The following is an 18,965-nucleotide window of genomic DNA, read 5'->3' as shown; positions in this document are numbered from 1 at the left end:
ATCAGCTGAGGTTCTTAACCTGGTCCCCCAACTGGCTTGATAAATAAAGAAAAAGACGTATGCCAATTCATACGTCAATTCTTGTGTCTTTTTATAAGAATGCACCCGAAAAAGGAACCACACACTATTTTCAGTCAGCTTTATTCATCATTAACCTTTTACAGATCCTGCTGCAATTCCTTCCACAATACGATCACTTAAAATAAAGTAAGCGATCAATACTGGGATAATACTAATCATCAATGTGGCACCAATTGCTCCCCAATCGGTCAAATACTGTCCTACAAAGTTGTTTACCCCGACAGTAATGGTTTTCCATTTGTCAGAGCTCAAGAATGTGTTAACAAAAACGAATTCGTTCCAGTTATAGATCATGTTGATAATAACAGTGGTGGAAAGTACCGGTACTGTCATTGGAAGTGTAATTTGGAAGAATATCCGGTGGACGGAACAGCCATCAACAACAGCCGCTTCTTCAATCTCCCTTGGAATGGTTTTATAAAATCCTGATAGAATCATAATCGTGATTGGTAAATTAAATGCGACATACGATAAGATAACAGACATTGGATTATCAATCATATTTGCCGTTTTAAAGAAATTGAACAATGGAATTAAAGTTGAATGAAGCGGAATCATATATCCCGCCATAAATAAACCAAGAACTAATCCACTTAACTTCCATTCCATTCTTGTAATCGCAAACGTTACAAAGCTGGCAAGGATAACCGTCAGCACAACAGCTGAAACCGTGTACAACACACTGTTAAAAAAGTACACATCGATGTGACCTGTTGTCCAGGCCTTCGCATAGTTTCCCCACTGTGGGTCTTGTGGAAGGGCAAATGGAGACATGCCGAAAACTTCTTGATTCGTTTTTAAAGAAAACATAGCTAACCATATTAATGGATAAACCTGAACTACTGCAATAATCCCAAGAACAGCATATAATATTCCGTATCCAATTCTGTTTCCTAGAGTTTTACTAGATTTATAAGAAGCTGGAGCAGATAGGGTCGTTTTACGTGTTTCAACTGCAACCTTACTCATCCTTTTCACTCCCCTTTTTTAATAGTCAACATCTTTTGTATTGAGTAATTTTTGAATGATCCATGTTGCCACAATACAAATGATCAATAAGCCGAATCCGATGGCACTGCCGTAACCAAAGTTATATTTGCTGAATGCTTCTTTATACATGTAAGAGGCCATAACCTCAGATGCGCCGTTAGGTCCACCGCCTGTTAAGACGAAAATCAAGTCAAAGTATTTTAATGAACCGACAATTGCCAGAATGACCATGACTTTGATGACACCTGCAATGAGGGGAACCTTGATTTTATACGAAATCTGAATGGGAGTGGCACCGTCAATTTTAGCCGCTTCAATCAGTTCTTCTGGAACATTTTTTAATGCTGCATAGAAAATGATGATGTAGAAGCCTGCATATTGCCAAACGATTGGAAAGAACAGGGCATATAATACGATATTCGAATCCGCTAACCATAGCGGGGGATTGTCAACGCCAACCAACACTAGCAATCTGTTAAGCATTCCGTTCGATGGATCGAAAATTTTCGCCCAAAGCTGCCCAATCGCTACAGAAGATAATAACATCGGGATTAAGTAGATTTTTCTTAAAAAGTTAGCTCCCTTGATCTTACTTGCTAATATTAAGGATAAAATTAAATAACCAACCAAGCTCAAAGTGGAAAAAAGACCGAGTAATAGGGAATGCCATGCACTTTGCCAAAATTTTGTGTCCTTTAGTAATTCAATGTAATTCTCTAAACCGATGAACTTCATTTTGCCGATGCCGTTCCAGTCCATTAACCCGTAATAACCTGTCAGGACAATTGGAATATAGATTAATAGAAGAATAAGTAGTAACGATGGAAGTACGTAGAGGCTGATTACCCATTTGTTAGACATTACACTTTTCATTTCATATACTCCCTTCTTTTTCGAAAAGCGGTTAAAAGGAAGAGGGCATATCCTGTATGCCCTCAACACTAAGATTTAATTAGGCCGTTTACTTTTTCTCTGCCGCAAGTTCATCTGCATGTTGTTTTACGAAATCTTTCGGTGTTACCTGTTTGCCGAATAGAGCCGTAACTAAATCATGGTGTAATTCAGATACTGCCGGGCTGGATTGAGTGTCAAAGTAAGTGGTAACGTTTGATGCTTCACCCAAATCCTTCAAGATTTCAATGTACATTGGAGCAAGATCAAGGCTCGCTGTGTCCACTTTTGTTGCTGGAATTACGCCAGCATCAACAACTGATTTTTCTCCCCATCTCTTCACAAGATAGCCAACGAAATCTTTTGCCTCTTCTTGAACCTTAGAATCTTTTGCTACGAATAAACCAACACCAGGTCCACCAACATAGCTGTTAATATCTGTTCCTTTTCCGCCTTCATAAGTTGGGAATTTGAAATAGCCGATTTTATCTTTGAATTCTTGTGTTACATCTGGGCTAGTTGTGTAGTTTGGTAATTCCCAAGTTGCCGTTAAGAACATAGCTGCTTGTTCGTTCATGAAGTAACCTTTTGCGTCGTCATTAGACAATGCACTTGCACCTTTAACGAATCCGCCCATGTCCACTAGATTTTGAATTTCCTCAGCTGCTTTTACGATTGCTGGGTCGTCCATCTTTGCTTTACCTTTGATAACGTCTGTTAAGATTGTAGATCCACCGATACGATCAGCAAGGTACATGAACCAGAATGATGCTGGCCAGCCGTCTTTCGCACCTACAGTTGCAGGAACAACGCCATTGTCAGCTAACGTTTTTACCACCTTTTTATACTCTGAGAAAGTCTTTGGAGCTTTTAGACCATATTTTTCAAAAATTTCTTTGTTGTAGAATACGTAAGAAATGTTTAACTCAAGTGGAAGACCATATGTCTTTCCATCTACTGCATACGATTCTTTTACACCAGGGATGAAAGCGTCTTTAAGATCTGGATTGTTTTCAACGACATCGTCAAGTGGAGCTAACATGTCACCTTCAACGTATGGCTGAATGAAACCATCTGACCAAGTCATTCCGATATCAGGAAGTTCGTTAGAAGAAGCTAATACTTTTAGCTTTTCGCGGTATTGATCTGGGTTTAAGATTTCAGTTTCGATTTTTATATCTTTATGCTCTTTCTCATACTCAGTAATAACATCTTTAACAATGGAGAACTGAGCATTCGAGCTGCCTTCCGGCCACAAATGCATAAATTTAATAACCTTTTTACCATCTGCACTACTTTCTTCTGAAGCACTTGAAGAAGAACAACCTGCAAGTACTAGTGAGAGCAGCATGAGGACTGACATGAAGATTGCAACTGTTTTTTTATTCAACAATGTTGATTCCCCCTATGACCTTTTCTATGATTTCGCTTACATTTATATCTTACATTCAGAGAGTTCTGAAAAATAGGTCACAACGATTAGGAAAAATACTACTATTTTTGGAAAGCCCTTTCATTATTATTTTTTCGGTAAGCACTTGGGGTGACTCCTTCTAATTCTTTAAAGATTTTTATAAAATACTTAGCCGTTTTATAGCCGGATTCTTCAGCAATATCGTTAATAGGAAGATTCGTCGTTATCAACAGTTCCTTTGCCCGCTGTATTCTCCTGCGGGTTACATATTCACTAAAAGTCAGCTTTACATGTTCTTTAAAAAGTGAACTTAGATAGCTTGGATTTAAATGGACGTGGTCAGCCACTTCCTTCTGGGTTAACTCATTTTTTAGATTATTGTTGATATAGTCAACGGCTGCTCTGATTGGTTCACGATTCGATGGATTTTGAGTGTTTGCTTCAACTAGTTTCGTATCCACTACTTTTTCTATTAAGCCGGCACGTTCCTTTTTCTCAACCTCTTTAAGTGCTTCTTCTACCGACTCTATCAATGCCTTTTTGCTAATTGGTTTTAGGAGGTAATTGATAACCCCTAAACGGAGGGCCTCCTGAGCATACTCAAACTCAGAGTACGCAGATATCACTATGATGACAGGAAAAATATGAAGTTCTTTTGCCATTTTTAATAATTCTAATCCGGTTATTTCAGGCATCCGAATGTCAGTGATGAGGATATGAACTTTATATTGCTTCAACAATTGAATGGCCTCTTGTCCATTAGAAGCAGCGATAATGTGATAATTTCCATTCGCCCATGCATCTAAGTTTTTTTTCAGCCCTTGGCGGGTTCTAGGTTCATCATCCACGACTAAGATCGTCTTTGTATTCAACATGGTTTTCCTCCCCTTTCATAGGCACGACAAAAGAAACCTTTGTCCCCCTATTTTCTTCACTTTTAATGGCCAAACCACTTTTCTGATAGTATAATTCCAGCCGTTTGTGTACATTCGAGATGGCCATTCCATTTCCACCCTTTGATATAACACCGCCTGATTGTATCGCCTGTTTAATAGAATCTAATTTTTCTTGATTCATTCCTGGGCCATCATCTTCAACAACTATTTCAAGGGAATCCTCGTCCTTTGCAGGTTGGATTCTAACCGAAATTGTACATGGCTTTAATGTATTCCCCGCCCCATGCAGTACAGCATTTTCGACTAATGGCTGAATCAACAGTTTAGGAATTCTAACCTGCCCTAATTCACATGGCATATCTAGATTCCACTTCAAGTGATCGCCAAAGCGCATTTTCATAATTTCCATATAGTCTTCAATGTGTTTGATTTCGGCCTTAATGGAAACCCAATCTCCATCGTCTTGCTTGGTGATTGTATAACGGAATAAGTTCGACATTGCCACGACAAGCTCCGCCAAATCATCCTCATCCTTATCTTCCAGCGACCATTTAAGCGCATCCAACGTATTAAATAGAAAATGAGGATTAATTTGTGCTTGTAATGCTTTTAATTCGCTTCGACTGCGGGTTATTTCCTTTTCGTAGACCATTTTAATCAGATGGTTCGTTTCTTTTACCAGTTGATTATAGGTACTATTTAACTCATTGATTTCATTAACAGCGGTAACGCTAGGGTTCAATGTTAACGAGCCTGCACTTGCCTGCTGCATCGTTTTTGTCAATTTGACAATCGGTCTTGTAATAAAAGTCGATAGGACGAGTGTACTGATTAAAAAGATAATAAATCCGATAATACCAGCAATGATAATCCCCGACCGCAAAACCGTGATTCCTTCTGTAAGTGCCTTTACAGGGGTTAAGATTACCAATGTCCAATCGGTTTCATGTGACGTTTGTTTCGTCACCATATACTCCTCATTATCCAATGTAATCGTAGGAGCATCACTTTTTATAATCGGTTCAAGTGATCCATTAAAGTTCGATAAAAGCGGATTTACATCTTGATCTAATAAAATCGAATATTGATTTTTAATATTGGTTGCGTCTTGATCTGCAAACTGAAGGTAACCCCTGTAAATACTAATGAGCAAATATCCTCCATCCTCAAAGCCGCGATTGATTAAATTAACGCGTCTTAGCGCAAGAATGTTATCTGAATTACTCGGGTCATCACCGATCCAAACCAATCTTCCATTTGCTTTATCAGCCTGCTTAATCCACTTTCCATCTAGTCTAGTAACTAAGTTCGTATCGTCTATAGGAACTAACCGATTCATCGTATCGGTATAAAGCTCAAAAGAAAAAATTCCATTCGTAGTCGCCTGCATCGTGGTGACAATTCCCTCTAATTGCTGCCGTTCCGCAAAACTAATCGTCTCTCCTTGATTGGCTTTTGTTAAAGTCCTTTGAATTGCGTCATTCGTCATGACTAGTTTTGATGAGGTGCTAATTTGTTTATATAAGGATTCCAATCTTCCATTTGCCTCTACTGCGGTCTGATGGATTTGTTTTTCAGCATTATTTTTCAAGAGTGTTGATACTCTATTAAAAGTGATTAAGCTGACAATAGATAGAACAATCAGCATAACCACTAAAAATACCACTAGTATTTGATTTCTTAAGGAGTTCCATTTGTGTAATCTTGAGAACATAAGATCGCCCTTTTAAAATAGTTTTTTCTACTATAACGCATTTTGTCGAAATCCGTAATATTATTTTAAAATATCAAAAAAATGTCAATTTTTAAAAGTTAACCATGTTCAATATGTGCATAGTGTTCTATAATATTATAAAAAGGTAAGTATCATCATAAGGGGAATGATTATGAATAAGCTATCAATGAATGGTCTCTATGCTCTTACCGAGTGGATCACTAGGTTTGCCTATGTAAATATATTATGGATTGGCTTCTCGCTCCTTGGCCTCGTGTTCTTTGGAATTAGCCCTGCAACCGTAGCAATGTTCACAATTATTCGTAAATGGATCATGGGTGAAAGTGATATCCCCGTATTCAAAACTTTTTGGCATACCTATAAGAAAGAGTTTCTAAGAGGTAATGGAGTAGGCATCGTTATAGCCTTACTTGCTTATATTATTTTTATTGATTTGAACTATATAAAACTCGATACAATGATTCAAATTCCTTTATACCTTATTATCTTTGCGATCATCATGACGCTTTTGTATATATTTCCTGTTTACGTGCACTACAACGTTACTTTCCTTCAGCTGTTTAAGAACTCATTCTTTATTATGATGGTGAATCCAGTCTCAAGTATCATGATGTTGATAGGGTTTGTGGCTCTATTCTTTGTTATGAGATTTTTACCTGCACTATCAATCTTCTTCGGCGGAAGCCTCTCGGCAGGGATTATCATGTCATCCTGCTATCTAGCCTTTCAAAAAATAGAAAAAAAACAAAAGGAAGCACAAACACTATAGTTGTGCTTCCTCTTTTTTATACCAAGGCTAAAAGTTCACTGACCGTTACAAGCTGGTAGCCTTGCGATGTTAATTCGGAAACTAGCATTCGAACAGCTTCTATGGTTTGTGAGCGGTCACCATATCCATCATGAAAAATGAGAATACTGCCATTTTTCACAGCCTCTCTTGATTTTCCTAAGATATGCTCAACTCCAGGCAGCTCCCAGTCCTGCGCCTCGAAATTTAGTGCACCAATCATGGGGTATCCCTTGTTCTGGAGTATAGTTAAAGTTTCATGGTTATAATCGAGAAATGGTGGACGAAAAATAACCGGTTTTTGTGCCGTTAGTTCCTCTATTAATTTCTCTGTTTGTTCAATTTCTGCTAAACATTCTGCCTTGTTCAACTGTGATAGTTTCGGGTGAGTAAATGTGTGATTACCGACTTCGTGACCTGCCGCAGCAACCTCCTTTACAATCTCTGGATGACTTCGCATCTGTTCACCAATCATAAAGAAAGTAGCTTTTCCCTTTGCTTTAGAAAAAATCTCTAATACTTGTGGAGTGTAGACAGCATTTGGCCCATCATCAAATGTAATGGCAACGGCCCTTTGCGATGTAGGAATTTCATTAATCATTGTGACCACTCCCTTAATAAGGACCTCTTACAAAATCCCTTACTTTTTCCTGATAAAATCGTTGAATCTCTTTCTGTTCTTCCACTGAGAATGGCTTCGTTTCCAGAGCAGAGAGATTGTCCTCTACCTGTTTTACATTTTTAAATCCAGGAATAATGCAAGTAATTTCTTTATGATCTAGAATCCAGCGCAGCGCTGCACTAGCCATTGATTTCCGGCCTTCTGCAATCCACTTTAACTCGTCCGCTAGTTCCACACCTTTACGGAATCCAAGACCGGCAAAAGTCTCCCCTACATTAAAGGCCTCTCCATTTTCATTAAAGCGGCGATGGTCATCGGCTTCAAAAACATGGCCGGTGGTAAATTTACCCGTTAACAGTCCACTCGCCAAAGGTAACCGAACAAGCAGACCCACTCCTTTTTGGTAAGCCTCTGGTATTAGATTTTCCAATGGCTTCTGACGGAACATATTGAATATAATCTGCAAGCTCTTAACATTGGGATTGTCCAAACAAATGAGTCCCTCTTCAACGGTTTCCACACTGACACCGTAGTGACGAATTTTTCCTTCCTTCTTCAGGCGGTCAAGTACATCGAAGACACTTCCATCTTTCAAGATCTCTGTTGCAGGACAGTGTATTTGGTACAAATCAATGGCTTCCCTATTTAAACGGCGAAGGCTGTCTTCCGCATAGCGGCTAACCGTTTCATAGCTATAATTTTGAGGATCAAAAATGTCACCTTGACGGCAGAACTTGGTTGCGATATGTATCTCTTCTTCCTTGCCCTTTGTCGCCTTCGCTAATAATTCTTCACTATGACCGTCCCCATAAACATCTGCCGTATCAAAAAAGTTAACGCCCTGGTCAATTGCATATTCTAAGGATTTCAGGGCCTCTGTATCACTCGTACTGCCCCATGCACCGCCTATTGCCCATGTTCCAAAGCTTACCTCACTAATCATGATTCCTGTATTGCCTAGCTCACGATAATTCATATTCATAACTCCTTTATCTACTTTTTATTAGGAAACCAAATTACGAGCGGTTCAAGTTAAAATTAATTACTTTTAAGAAGGCGCGGGCAAGTACCATATGACCCGCTGTTGAAGGGTGAACACGATCCCAAGCTATTGTCGCTGGATATAGGTCTTTTAATAAATGATTAAAAGCTGATTGTGTATCAACAAATAAACAATTTGTTTCTTCTGCTATTTTTTTGACGACCTTGCCGTACTGATCCATTGTCCTGCGCATTTGATCCTGTTCATTACTCTCCAAATAAAATGGAGTCATTAAAACGATTTCCTTCACGAACGGCTTTGATTCTGCCACGAGTTCCCTAAGCGTATTTTCGTATTCATCCATGTACACATGATACTCCTTAATAAAAGGAGTATCATATTGACGCCATACATCATTAATTCCAATCATAATGGATAACCAATCTGGCTTTTGTGCGATGACATCTTCCTGCCACCTATTTTTTAAATCACGAACGGTGTTGCCGCTAATCCCCTTATTTACTACTCGTATTCCTAGTTCTGGGTATACCGCTTGGAGGAGCCCATCAACAAAGGATACATATCCTTTACCCAGGGCAGCAAATAACCCTTCACCTTCTGGTTTTGCTCGTTCACAATCTGTTACAGAATCACCGATAAATAGAAGCTTTTGACCTTGGTCTAGTTTCATCTCATTCCCTCCCTATAAGCAGTCTTCAGTTTTCTTATTTAAGAGAGCTGGCCAATGCCAGCCCTCTAGATATTTGACAAGTTAGTTAGGCGCTAGTTGTGACTTGGTTTTGGACCAATACTTTTTTCTCCCAAACCCTGCTTCTCCATCTAAAGTACATGGTAATTCCTCTAAACCATTCATCTACAATAAAGGCAATCCAGATCCCCGGTAATCCAAATCCAAGATGTATCCCTAAAAAATAGGCTAGTGGGACACTTATTCCCCACATCGATATAACCCCCATAATGAGAGATATGTTTGCGTCTCCTGTTGCACGCAAAGAATTAATCACAACTAAATTAAAGGTTCTCCCTGGCTCGAGGATGAGACAAAGCATTAACAATGTACTACCCATAGAAACAATTTCTTGATCTTTAGTAAAGAAGCTCATCAAAGGTTCTCTAAAGAAAGCTACTACTATCGCAATGGCTACTGTCATAATTAGACTATATCGTAAGCTTTTCAGTAATTGATGGTAGGCACCATCAAAATCTCTGGCTCCTGCCTTGTAGCCAATGAGAATTTGTGTTCCCTGTCCCATTGCCAGCCCAAATACAAGTATAAAGGACATAATATTCTGAGTATACACACGAGTGGTTAAAGAAGCAGCACCCAACAGCGCAATAATGGCTGTGATTGCCAGCTGACTGAGATTAAAACAGATTTGTTCCCCAGCTGCTGGTACCCCAATTTTCATGATTCTCTTAATTTGAATACCATCAATTGTTAAATAATCTTTTAATCTTAGATTTAACGGGATACGGTCATATAATAACTTTAAGATTAAAGCCAAGGCTATCGTCCTGCTAATTGCAGTTGAGATGGATACTCCCATTACACCCATTTCCGGTGCTCCCAGTAATCCATAAATTAAGATGGCATTTCCAATTAGGTGAATAACGTTCATTGTGACCGAGACCATCATAGCGTCCCTCGTGTAGCCATTCGCTCTAAGAATAGAAGAAACAGTGATTAAAACAGCTTGAAGAAAGACTGTTCCTCCCACGATCATAAGATACTGTTCCCCTAATCCGGCGATATGCTCAGGAAGATGAAATAAACTTAATAGCTCTGTTCTAAAAATAACCATTAATAAGCTTATCACCAGGCCAATGACAAGGTTGAGGGTAATCGAGATGGCTGTTACCGTTCTCGCCTCCTCCTTTAAACCTGCACCTAAGTACTGTGAGAGCACAACAGCAGTACCACTTGACACAAATGAAAAGATAAGAATACATAAAAATATAAGCTGATTTGCCACACCAACGGCTGCAACAGCGTCATCCGAAATATGCGATAGCATAATCGTATCCGTGCTGCCCATTATGACTTGGAGAAATAGTTCTATAAAAATTGGCCAAGTAATGGTAAGTAAACTTATTGGCGGGGTGTTTTTATTTACGGATTTTTCCATTAGAAATCCTCTTTTTTACCCTATTAGTATTTTTTAAATAAACCTTAATTGTATATCACCCCCACCGAAATTATTTTATTGATATAATATTATTTCCTAAACTCTCTTAATTGCTCATTTAATTCCTTCGTTTGAGAATAGACTTGTTGATAGATGGCAAATAGTTTTTTATAGGCAGCAACATTTTCCTGAATAGGATAATAAGTCTTTGCACTTTGGATAAATACCTCTGCACATTCTTTTAATGATGGATACCAGCCGCACCCATACGCGGCTAACATTGCTGCACCCATTCCAGGGCCTTGTTCACTCGTAAGCTTTTCAATTTTCGCATCAAAAATGTCCGCCTGCATTTGCAGCCATGTATCATTCTTAGCGCCGCCACCGATTGAGATAATAGAATCAATGTTCTTCCCACTGCTTCTAAAAATCTCAATCGATTCATTTAATGAAAAGGTTATTCCCTCAAGGACAGCACGAGCGAAATGCTTACGTTCATGTGCAGCATCAACACCGATAAAGCTGCCGCGAATAGTAGAATCAGCATGTGGAGTTCTTTCACCGACGATATATGGCGTAAACAATAATCCATTGCTTCCAGCCGGAACTTCATCCACACCTGCTAATAATTGATCAAACGCCTCTTCTTCCGCAAATGTATCTTTAAACCAGCTTAAACTATAACCTGCAGCCAGGGTTACTCCCATTGTATAGTAAGCATTTTCTTCACTATGATTAAAATAATGAACCTTACCCCCGAAATCCAAATCATTTCTTTCTTCATAAGAAAGAACAACACCAGATGTACCGATACTTGCTAATGTTTTTCCTTCCGTTAAAATCCCTGATCCAATCGCACCGCAAGCATTGTCTGCCCCGCCGGCAAATACCTTTGTGGCTTCTGTTAATCCTGTTGCTTGCGCAAATTCAGCAGTAATCGAACCAACGAACGCATGGGATTCTACCAAAGCCGGGCACAATTCTCCTGAAAGGCCAAAAGCGTCTAATACTTCACCGCTCCACTCACGCTCTGCTACGTTTAGCAATAACGTTCCTGCGGCATCAGAATACTCCATGTGGATATTTCCTGTAAGCCGGTAACGCAGATAATCTTTTGGGAGTACAAACACGTTTGCACGTTGGAAGATTTCTGGTTCATTTTCTTTTACCCATAGAATTTTAGGAAGAGTAAAGCCTTCTAATGCTGGATTTTTCGTTACTTCTAATAAACGCTCTCTGCCAATTACATTGTAGATTTCCTGACATTGTTTTGTGGTTCTTGTGTCATTCCACAAGATTGCGTTTCTTAGTACTTGATTGTTTTCATCTAATAAAACTAAGCCGTGCATTTGGCCGGAAAAGCTGATTCCCTCAATATCTTTTACATCGCCATCAAATTGACTGATCAGTTCCTTTACTCCTGCAGTTGTTTTTTCAACCCATTCTTCTGGGTTTTGTTCACTATAACCGGATTTTTCAATGATCAAAGGATATGATTTAGAAACTTCCTTACACACTTCACCTTTTTGATTCACAAGTAAAACTTTTACGGCACTCGTTCCAAGGTCAACCCCGATTACATACTTCATCATTATCATCCTTTTCTAAAAAAAGTGCTGGAGTAATAGGCTGCCAGCACTTTTTCATGTTTATATTGAGTATAGATTAAACTGTTACACTAGAAAGTGTTTCTAGTAAATATTGATTGATTAAAGCCTTAAGGCGCTCTGTTCTGCCTGATGTATTCTTGATCTCTGTTAATCCAAGGGCATACGCTTCAAGCTCACGGAAGTTTGTTTTTCCTTCAACAATCTCTAAGCCGATTCCTTTTGTATAGCTGTTGTAACGCTCTTCAATAAAGCTATCAAGTACTTTATCTTCGATTAACTTGTTAGCAACTTTTAGGCCAATCGCAAATGCATCCATACCGGCGATATGTGCGTGGAATAAGTCTTCTGCTTCAAAAGAACCTCTTCTTACTTTTGCGTCGAAGTTCAAGCCGCCTTTTCCTAACCCGCCATTTTTAAGAATTTCATACATAGCCAAAGTGTTTGTGTAAAGGTCAGTTGGGAACTCATCTGTATCCCAGCCAAGTAAGGTATCACCTTGGTTAGCATCAACTGATCCTAACATTCCATTGATTCGAGCTGTTCTTAACTCATGCTCAAATGTGTGACCAGCTAATGTCGCATGGTTTGCTTCAATATTGAACTTGAAGTAGTCTGTTAAATCATATTTCTGTAAGAATGCTAGACCAGTAGCTACGTCAAAGTCATATTGGTGTTTAGTAGGCTCTTTTGGTTTAGGCTCAATTAGGAATGGAACATTTAGGCCAATTTCTTTTGCATAATCCACTGCCATATGGAAGAAGCGTGCTAAGTTATCTTGTTCAAGCTTCATATTTGTATTTAGAAGTGTTTCATAACCTTCACGTCCGCCCCAGAAAACATAGTTTTCAGCACCAAGTTCTTTAGCTACTTCTAACCCCTTCTTTACCTTTGCTGCAGAGTATGCAAACACATCTGCATTTGGAGAAGTTGCAGCACCATGAACATAACGAGGGTTAGAGAACATGTTAGCTGTATTCCAAAGCAATTTCGTCTTGCTAGTTTTCATGTATTCTTTGATCATACCTACGATAACATCTTGGTTTTCATTTGTTTCTTTTAATGTGCCTCCCTCTGGGGCAATATCGACATCATGGAATGCGAAGAAAGGAACGTTCAATTTTTCAAAAAGTTCAAATGCCGCTTCTACACGTGCTTTTGCTAAATCTAGTCCTTTTAAATTGTTCCAAGGACGAATCGCCGTACCTACACCGAATGGATCGGTACCATCAGCTGTAAATGTATGCCAGTATGCAACAGAGAAACGCAGGATTTCTTCCATTGTCTTTCCATTTATTTTTTCTTCAGGATTGTAATACTTAAATGCAAAAGGATTTTTTGATGAAGCACCTTCAAATTGAATTTTGTTAACTGTTTCGAAATAAGCCATTTGGTTATTCCTCCTAGTAGTTGGTTGGTTTTATGGTTTCAGATGAGTATGTAACTGCTTACAAGTGTTGTCTTACTCTTAATCTGTAACCTTTGTTTAATCAGATTATAGCAAGGTAATCTTAGTTTGTCTATTGAATAAACTAAGATTTTTAAAAATTTTTTAGAAGTTCTTTCATCAGCTTTCATTAAAAGCGATTGCCTTCCTTATAAATGGCAATAATAATCTTATAAGAACGCCATTTTGTATCATTGTATATCCGGTAAACAAAGTTTATGATACTATTAAGATACTACCAAATAAGGAGTTTTTATAAGTGGTGACCATGACATGGAATCAGCAAATAGTTAAAAAGAACAATAAAGCACTTGTACTACAATTAATTATGGAAAAGGAGCCCATTTCAAGGGCGGATATTGCTCAAGTTTCTGGTTTACATAAGGCAACTGTGTCTTCCCTAGTAAATGAGTTATTAGAAGAAGAACTTATCTTTGAATCAGGACCAGGCGAATCGAGCGGCGGTCGACGTCCCGTGATACTTCATTTTAATAAAGTCGCTGGATATGCGATAGGTATTGATATCGGGGTAAACTATGTGTTATGTGTCTTAACAGATTTAAAAGGCAATATACTAATCGAAAAAAATCAACTGGTTAACCGAACACCTTATCCAACTATTTTAAGCACTGTTCAGAATATGGTTCAGTCCCTCATCAAGGAAATGCCTGCGAGCAGGTATGGGGTTGTAGGTATTGGGGTTGGTGTTCCTGGAATTGTCAACAAGGAAGGCTCTGTTCTTCTTGCACCAAACTTAGGCTGGACAAATATACAGCTGAAAATGGACCTTGAGAAACAATTTAAAGTACCTGTCATTATTGAAAATGAGGCAAATGCTGGAGCCTTTGGCGAGCAGCAGTTTGGAGCTGGCCAAGACCATCAAAACATTATTTATATTAGTGCAGGCATTGGTATCGGTGTGGGTATTATCTTAAACAAAGAATTATATCAGGGGAAAAATGGATTCTCTGGCGAGATGGGACACATGATTATTGATCTTGACGGAAAACCTTGCAGCTGTGGCAGCCGGGGCTGTTGGGAAGCCTATGCCTCTGAACATGCCCTCCTGGCGATGGCCGGGGAAGATGCAGATACACTGGAGTCTTTAATACACCTTGCAGAAAACGGTGATGAAGCCGTTAAGAGTCTTTTTAAAAAAATCGGTGCTTACCTAGGATATGGTATCAATAACATTATTAATACCTTTAACCCTGATCAGGTAATCGTAGGAAATCGTTTAGCTTTAACAAAAGAATGGATTGAAGAACCCATTCGAACTACGATAAAAAATCGTACACTAACCCATCATCAACATGATATGAAATTGAATTTTTCAGGACTTGGAAAGTATTCTACTGTTTTAGGTGTTTCTGCTTTTGTTGTTGAGAATTTTATTAAAGAAGAATCTAATGTTTTATAATTTCCTTATTAAATTCTCCCTTTTTTAAGGGGAGATAAAAAAGTTAGTTGTTTGGATATACAAAGTTGAATAACATCAGTTATAATAAATTTGTTACTAACTATACTATTCGATGGGGAGATATTATGGAAAAAAACTCAAAACCAAATGAGCCTATAGTTACACATATTTTTACTGCAGATCCTTCTGCGCATGTCTTTGAAGGAAAGCTTTATATTTATCCATCACATGACCTTGATCACGATGAACCTTCTAATGATAATGGCGACCAATATAAAATGGAAGATTACCATGTTCTATCAATGGATGAGGTAAATTCACCTGTAGTAGACCACGGAGAGGCACTTCACGTAAAAGATGTTCCATGGGCATCTAAACAAATGTGGGCGCCAGATGTTGCCTACAAAAACAACACGTATTATTTATTCTTCCCAGCAAGAGATAAAGATGGCATTTTCAGAATTGGTGTCGCAACAAGTCCAAATCCTGCAGGGCCTTTTACACCAGAGGAAAATTACATACCTGGGAGCTTCAGCATCGATCCCGCTGTATTAGTGGATGAGGATGAAAGAGCCTATATGTATTTTGGCGGTCTTTGGGGAGGGCAGCTGGAAAAATGGCAGACTAGAACCTATATGCCAAACGCTGAAGGTCCAGCCTCAACTGAACCTGCCTTAGGACCAATCGTTGCTGAATTAAGCGATGATATGCTTACATTTAAAAGTGAACCAAAAGAAATTTCCATTGTCGATGAAGAAGGCAACCCTATTCTTGCAGGTGACGAGGACAGAAGATATTTTGAAGGACCATGGGTTCATAAATATAATGGTCTTTACTATCTATCTTACTCAACTGGTACAACTCATAAAATTGTTTATGCTGTTAGTGAAAATCCGCAAGGTCCTTTTACATTCAAAGGTACGATACTTACGCCTGTAATCGGCTGGACTACTCATCATTCCATCGTTGAGTTTAACGATAAGTGGTATCTGTTCTATCATGATTGTTCCTTATCAGATGGTGTAAATCATAAACGCTCTGTGAAATACACAGAATTAAAATATAATGAGGATGGAACCATCCAAACAATTGACCCATACGGAGATAAATAAGCAAATTAAAAGCTGGCTTCATAGTTGAAGCCAGCCTTTTTATGTAAAACTTTATTATTTCAGCCTCTCCTCTAAAACTTCATTGATATCGGCTATAACTTTACTAATTTCTTGGTTTGCATTTATTCTAACCATTCTCTCTGGGAACATCTTCATAACTTCTTCATAGCCTTCCCTGACTTTAACATGGAAATTTATTTCTTCTAAATCTAATCTATTTACTTCTCGCCCTTTATTTTTGGCAATCCGATTTAATCCTATTTGAGGATCCAAATCTAAGTACAAGGTTAAATCAGGCAGTATGTCTCCAATTGCAAATTTATTAATTGAAAAGACCTCATTGATACCTAAGCCTCTAGCATATCCCTGATAGGCTAAGCTGCTATCTACAAACCGATCACATAAAACAATTTTGCCTTCAGTAAGAGACGGGACTACCTTTTCCACTAAGTGCTGCCTTCTTGCTGCAGCGTATAGCAGGGCTTCTGTTCTCCCCTCCATTTTAGTATTTTTTTTATCTAAAATAACGGAACGAATTTGCTCTGCTATATCAATTCCTCCAGGTTCCCTTGTTACAACTACCCTATTTCCTCTGGTCTCAAGAGAATCTTTTATGAAATTAATTATTGTTGATTTGCCTGAACCCTCGACACCTTCAAGGGTAATGAAGTAACTCATATAAACTGCTCCAATCATTTTTTCAATTTAATCACTTGTTCTCACTATGTTGATTTGATTACGATCTAGGAAGGATCCTCCTTGAAATCTGGCACCCGTATCGATTAGTTGTGCAAGCTGCTTTACCTTTTCCTCGGTAATTAACTCCCCCGTTAACAGAAGGGGAATTCCCGGCGGATATGGTATGATTGTTTCTGCACACACCTGTCCTGCTGCTTGCGAAATAGGTATTACTTCACTCTCAACTTTCGAAAGCTCCTCATAGGGAATCGCTAACTCAGATATCATTCCTCCTGTGCTAACTAAAACTTCTTCCTCTGCTGGTCGGTATGGTATCTCCTTTAATAGTTCTTTTATTTTCCTGCTTGCTTCTCCTAATGGATAGTGGTGGTTTTCCTTCAATAAGGGAAGGATCAATAGCACATTGTAAGGATCTGCTAACTCGGTATAAATTCCTTTCTCTTCGAATCTTTTCTGGAGTTCAAACCCACTTAATTTAGACCTTGACTGTATGGTTACTTTTAATGTGTCCCCATGTGAGTTGGGATACTCTAGGACCTTAATGCTTTGGATATTTAAGAGCTCCTTTTTAAAATTGGATATCTCCCTTTGTAAATAATCTAGATCGTTTTGTTGATAGGTAGCTAAATAGTTCCTCGCTAGATCCAATGAAGCCATAATAACGTATGAAGGGCTGCTGGACTGAAGCATTTGCAGGTATTCCCTCACTTTATTGCTATTGACTCGATCACTGTTTATATGTAAGTAAGAACCCATCGTCATAGCGGGCAGAGTTTTATGCGCTGAGTGAACAATAATATCAGCCCCTAGTTGGATAGCAGTTGCCGGAAAAGGCTCACCAATAATAAAATGAGGGCCATGTGCTTCATCTACTAATACAGGAATGTTATGACGATGTGCAATGTCAATGACGCTTTTTAAATCATACACCATGCCATAGTAGTTCGGATAGGTTAACACAATTCCCTTAGCCTCAGGATGGAGGGAAATCGCTCTTTCCACTAATTCTTTCGAAACCCCTGTTGCAGCTCTCCAATCTGAGTTATACTCCGGCTCTAAAAAAATCGGCCTGACTTTTGCTAGTTTTAGAGCATTTAAGACAGACTTATGGCAGTTTCTCTGAACAAGAATAACATCATCCTTCTCACTAACTGACAAGATCATAGCTAAATTACCAACCGTTGATCCATTTACTAAGAAAAAGCTTTCCTTCACTTGATAAAGGGCTGCTAAGAGCTCTTCAGCCTCCTTAATTACACCTTCAGGAGAGTGTAAATCATCAAGCCCTGATAATTCAGTCGCGTCTATTCTTAGAAGTTCCTGAAATGTATTTTGATACTGTTGATTAAGTATAGCCCCAGACTTATGGCCGGGAACGTGAAATGAAATTGGGTTTGTACTATTATAATGAACTAATGCTTCATGTAACGGGATACGAGTTTGTTTATTCATGGGTATACTCCTTTAAAGAGTCTCATTTATTGTACCTGACCTGCCCCATTTTAACAAAAAAATAAAGCCCAAATGGACTTTTCATGAAAAAATTTCAGGTGTTGTTATTTTTCTTAACTGCTTAAGATAATATTTATATTTTGGATCATGTGTTTCAGTTTGGATAAGGTCTTTTTCGCAATCAGTACATATAAACGAAGTATATAGATGTATCCCCTTTGGTTTTAGATTCTCACATATAACGCATGTTTCGTGATAATGACTATGTGCTAATGAACTCAACCACACCACCTCCATACACCTATTCTTACCAAATTCATTTAATTGTATACAATATTTAGAATTATCGTCTTCAGGGCATCCCTCGATATATCTTATGTAAGTAATTGCTTTTGGGTGTATGTCTAGTAGCGATTTATTCAAAAACACTTCGTACTTTTTTATTTTTTGGGGTTTGTGATAGTAAAAGGAGGGCAGGATGGTTGTTCGATGGAATCAGAAGAGAATCATTCCCTCTTTCCTCAAAAGTGCCGCAACGCGGGCATGATTCTCTGACTATCGTTCCCTTTTTCCCCAAAAGTGCCTCCTTGCGGGCACGTTTTTACTACAATCGTTACCTTTAACTCAAAAAATAATGAAATATGGGCACGATTCAACGACTTCCATTTAGAAATACAAAAAAA

17 protein-coding genes are annotated in these 18,965 nt (G+C 38.5%); 3 read left to right on the top strand and 14 right to left on the bottom strand.

Annotated features, from left to right (window positions below):
• Window positions 1–150: 150 nt before the first annotated feature.
• The 5 genes from BANA01_RS27365 to BANA01_RS27345 all read right to left on the bottom strand — a co-directional run bounded on the left by BANA01_RS27365 (window position 151) and on the right by BANA01_RS27345 (window position 5,986).
• Window positions 151–1,050 (bottom strand): carbohydrate ABC transporter permease, encoded by a 900-nt coding sequence (locus BANA01_RS27365; RefSeq protein WP_034675514.1) that lies wholly within the window; start codon window positions 1,048–1,050, stop codon window positions 151–153.
• 18 nt (window positions 1,051–1,068) lie between these two features.
• Window positions 1,069–1,944, bottom strand: coding sequence for a carbohydrate ABC transporter permease (locus BANA01_RS27360; RefSeq protein ID WP_034675517.1), 876 nt, complete (start codon window positions 1,942–1,944; stop codon window positions 1,069–1,071).
• Between the two features lie 88 nt (window positions 1,945–2,032).
• Window positions 2,033–3,352: an extracellular solute-binding protein gene (locus tag BANA01_RS27355; protein ID WP_034675558.1), complete on the bottom strand. Its 1,320-nt coding sequence runs from the start codon at window positions 3,350–3,352 to the stop codon at window positions 2,033–2,035.
• A 104-nt stretch (window positions 3,353–3,456) separates the two neighbouring features.
• A complete protein-coding gene (locus BANA01_RS27350; RefSeq protein ID WP_157411905.1) occupies window positions 3,457–4,248 on the bottom strand; it encodes a response regulator transcription factor in 792 nt (263 codons plus the stop codon).
• Window positions 4,217–5,986 carry a sensor histidine kinase gene (locus BANA01_RS27345; protein WP_052106380.1) on the bottom strand — a complete coding sequence of 590 codons (1,770 nt, stop codon included), beginning with the start codon at window positions 5,984–5,986 and terminating at the stop codon, window positions 4,217–4,219. Before BANA01_RS27345 ends, BANA01_RS27350 begins: the two co-directional genes overlap by 32 nt.
• A gap of 172 nt (window positions 5,987–6,158) precedes the next feature.
• On the opposite strand from BANA01_RS27345, the gene BANA01_RS27340 reads away from it, so the two are divergent.
• Entirely contained in the window at window positions 6,159–6,776 is a 618-nt protein-coding gene (locus BANA01_RS27340) for a YesL family protein (RefSeq protein WP_034675530.1), read from the top strand.
• Window positions 6,777–6,792: 16 nt separating this feature from the next.
• On the opposite strand, the gene BANA01_RS27335 is transcribed toward BANA01_RS27340, so the two are convergent.
• The 6 genes from BANA01_RS27335 to xylA all read right to left on the bottom strand — a co-directional run bounded on the left by BANA01_RS27335 (window position 6,793) and on the right by xylA (window position 13,542).
• Window positions 6,793–7,395, bottom strand: coding sequence for a polysaccharide deacetylase family protein (locus BANA01_RS27335; protein WP_034675533.1), 603 nt, complete (start codon window positions 7,393–7,395; stop codon window positions 6,793–6,795).
• 13 nt (window positions 7,396–7,408) lie between these two features.
• Entirely contained in the window at window positions 7,409–8,392 is a 984-nt protein-coding gene (locus BANA01_RS27330; protein ID WP_034675536.1) for an aldo/keto reductase, read from the bottom strand.
• Window positions 8,393–8,432: 40 nt separating this feature from the next.
• On the bottom strand, window positions 8,433–9,089 hold the full coding sequence (locus BANA01_RS27325; protein WP_034675538.1) for an SGNH/GDSL hydrolase family protein: 657 nt from the start codon (window positions 9,087–9,089) through the stop codon (window positions 8,433–8,435).
• 85 nt (window positions 9,090–9,174) lie between these two features.
• A complete protein-coding gene (locus tag BANA01_RS27320; RefSeq protein ID WP_052106381.1) occupies window positions 9,175–10,545 on the bottom strand; it encodes an MATE family efflux transporter in 1,371 nt (456 codons plus the stop codon).
• Between the two features lie 89 nt (window positions 10,546–10,634).
• On the bottom strand, window positions 10,635–12,134 hold the full coding sequence (gene xylB / locus BANA01_RS27315; protein ID WP_034675539.1) for a xylulokinase: 1,500 nt from the start codon (window positions 12,132–12,134) through the stop codon (window positions 10,635–10,637).
• A 76-nt stretch (window positions 12,135–12,210) separates the two neighbouring features.
• Complete coding sequence (xylA, locus tag BANA01_RS27310; RefSeq protein ID WP_034675541.1) at window positions 12,211–13,542, bottom strand: xylose isomerase; 1,332 nt, start codon at window positions 13,540–13,542, stop codon at window positions 12,211–12,213.
• Window positions 13,543–13,867: 325 nt separating this feature from the next.
• Between xylA and BANA01_RS27305 the strand changes: the two genes are divergently transcribed.
• Together BANA01_RS27305 and BANA01_RS27300 are read left to right on the top strand one after the other, a co-directional pair.
• Entirely contained in the window at window positions 13,868–15,019 is a 1,152-nt protein-coding gene (locus BANA01_RS27305; RefSeq protein ID WP_034675566.1) for an ROK family protein, read from the top strand.
• A gap of 125 nt (window positions 15,020–15,144) precedes the next feature.
• The gene (locus tag BANA01_RS27300) at window positions 15,145–16,131 is read left to right on the top strand and encodes a glycoside hydrolase family 43 protein (protein WP_034675543.1); all 987 of its coding nucleotides are present in this window, start codon (window positions 15,145–15,147) and stop codon (window positions 16,129–16,131) included.
• Window positions 16,132–16,185: 54 nt separating this feature from the next.
• On the opposite strand, the gene tmk is transcribed toward BANA01_RS27300, so the two are convergent.
• From tmk to BANA01_RS29380, 3 genes are all read right to left on the bottom strand, one after another.
• Entirely contained in the window at window positions 16,186–16,827 is a 642-nt protein-coding gene (tmk, locus tag BANA01_RS27295) for a dTMP kinase (protein WP_235847254.1), read from the bottom strand.
• Window positions 16,828–16,836: 9 nt separating this feature from the next.
• Complete coding sequence (locus BANA01_RS27290; protein WP_034675549.1) at window positions 16,837–18,282, bottom strand: aminotransferase class I/II-fold pyridoxal phosphate-dependent enzyme; 1,446 nt, start codon at window positions 18,280–18,282, stop codon at window positions 16,837–16,839.
• An 81-nt stretch (window positions 18,283–18,363) separates the two neighbouring features.
• On the bottom strand, window positions 18,364–18,579 hold the full coding sequence (locus BANA01_RS29380) for a sigma factor G inhibitor Gin (protein WP_052106383.1): 216 nt from the start codon (window positions 18,577–18,579) through the stop codon (window positions 18,364–18,366).
• Window positions 18,580–18,965: the final 386 nt, after the last annotated feature.

Source organism: Neobacillus niacini NBRC 15566, from assembly GCF_001591505.1.
In the GTDB taxonomy this organism is placed as follows: domain Bacteria; phylum Bacillota; class Bacilli; order Bacillales; family Cytobacillaceae; genus Neobacillus; species Neobacillus niacini.
This window is presented reverse-complemented; position numbering and strand designations above follow the sequence as displayed.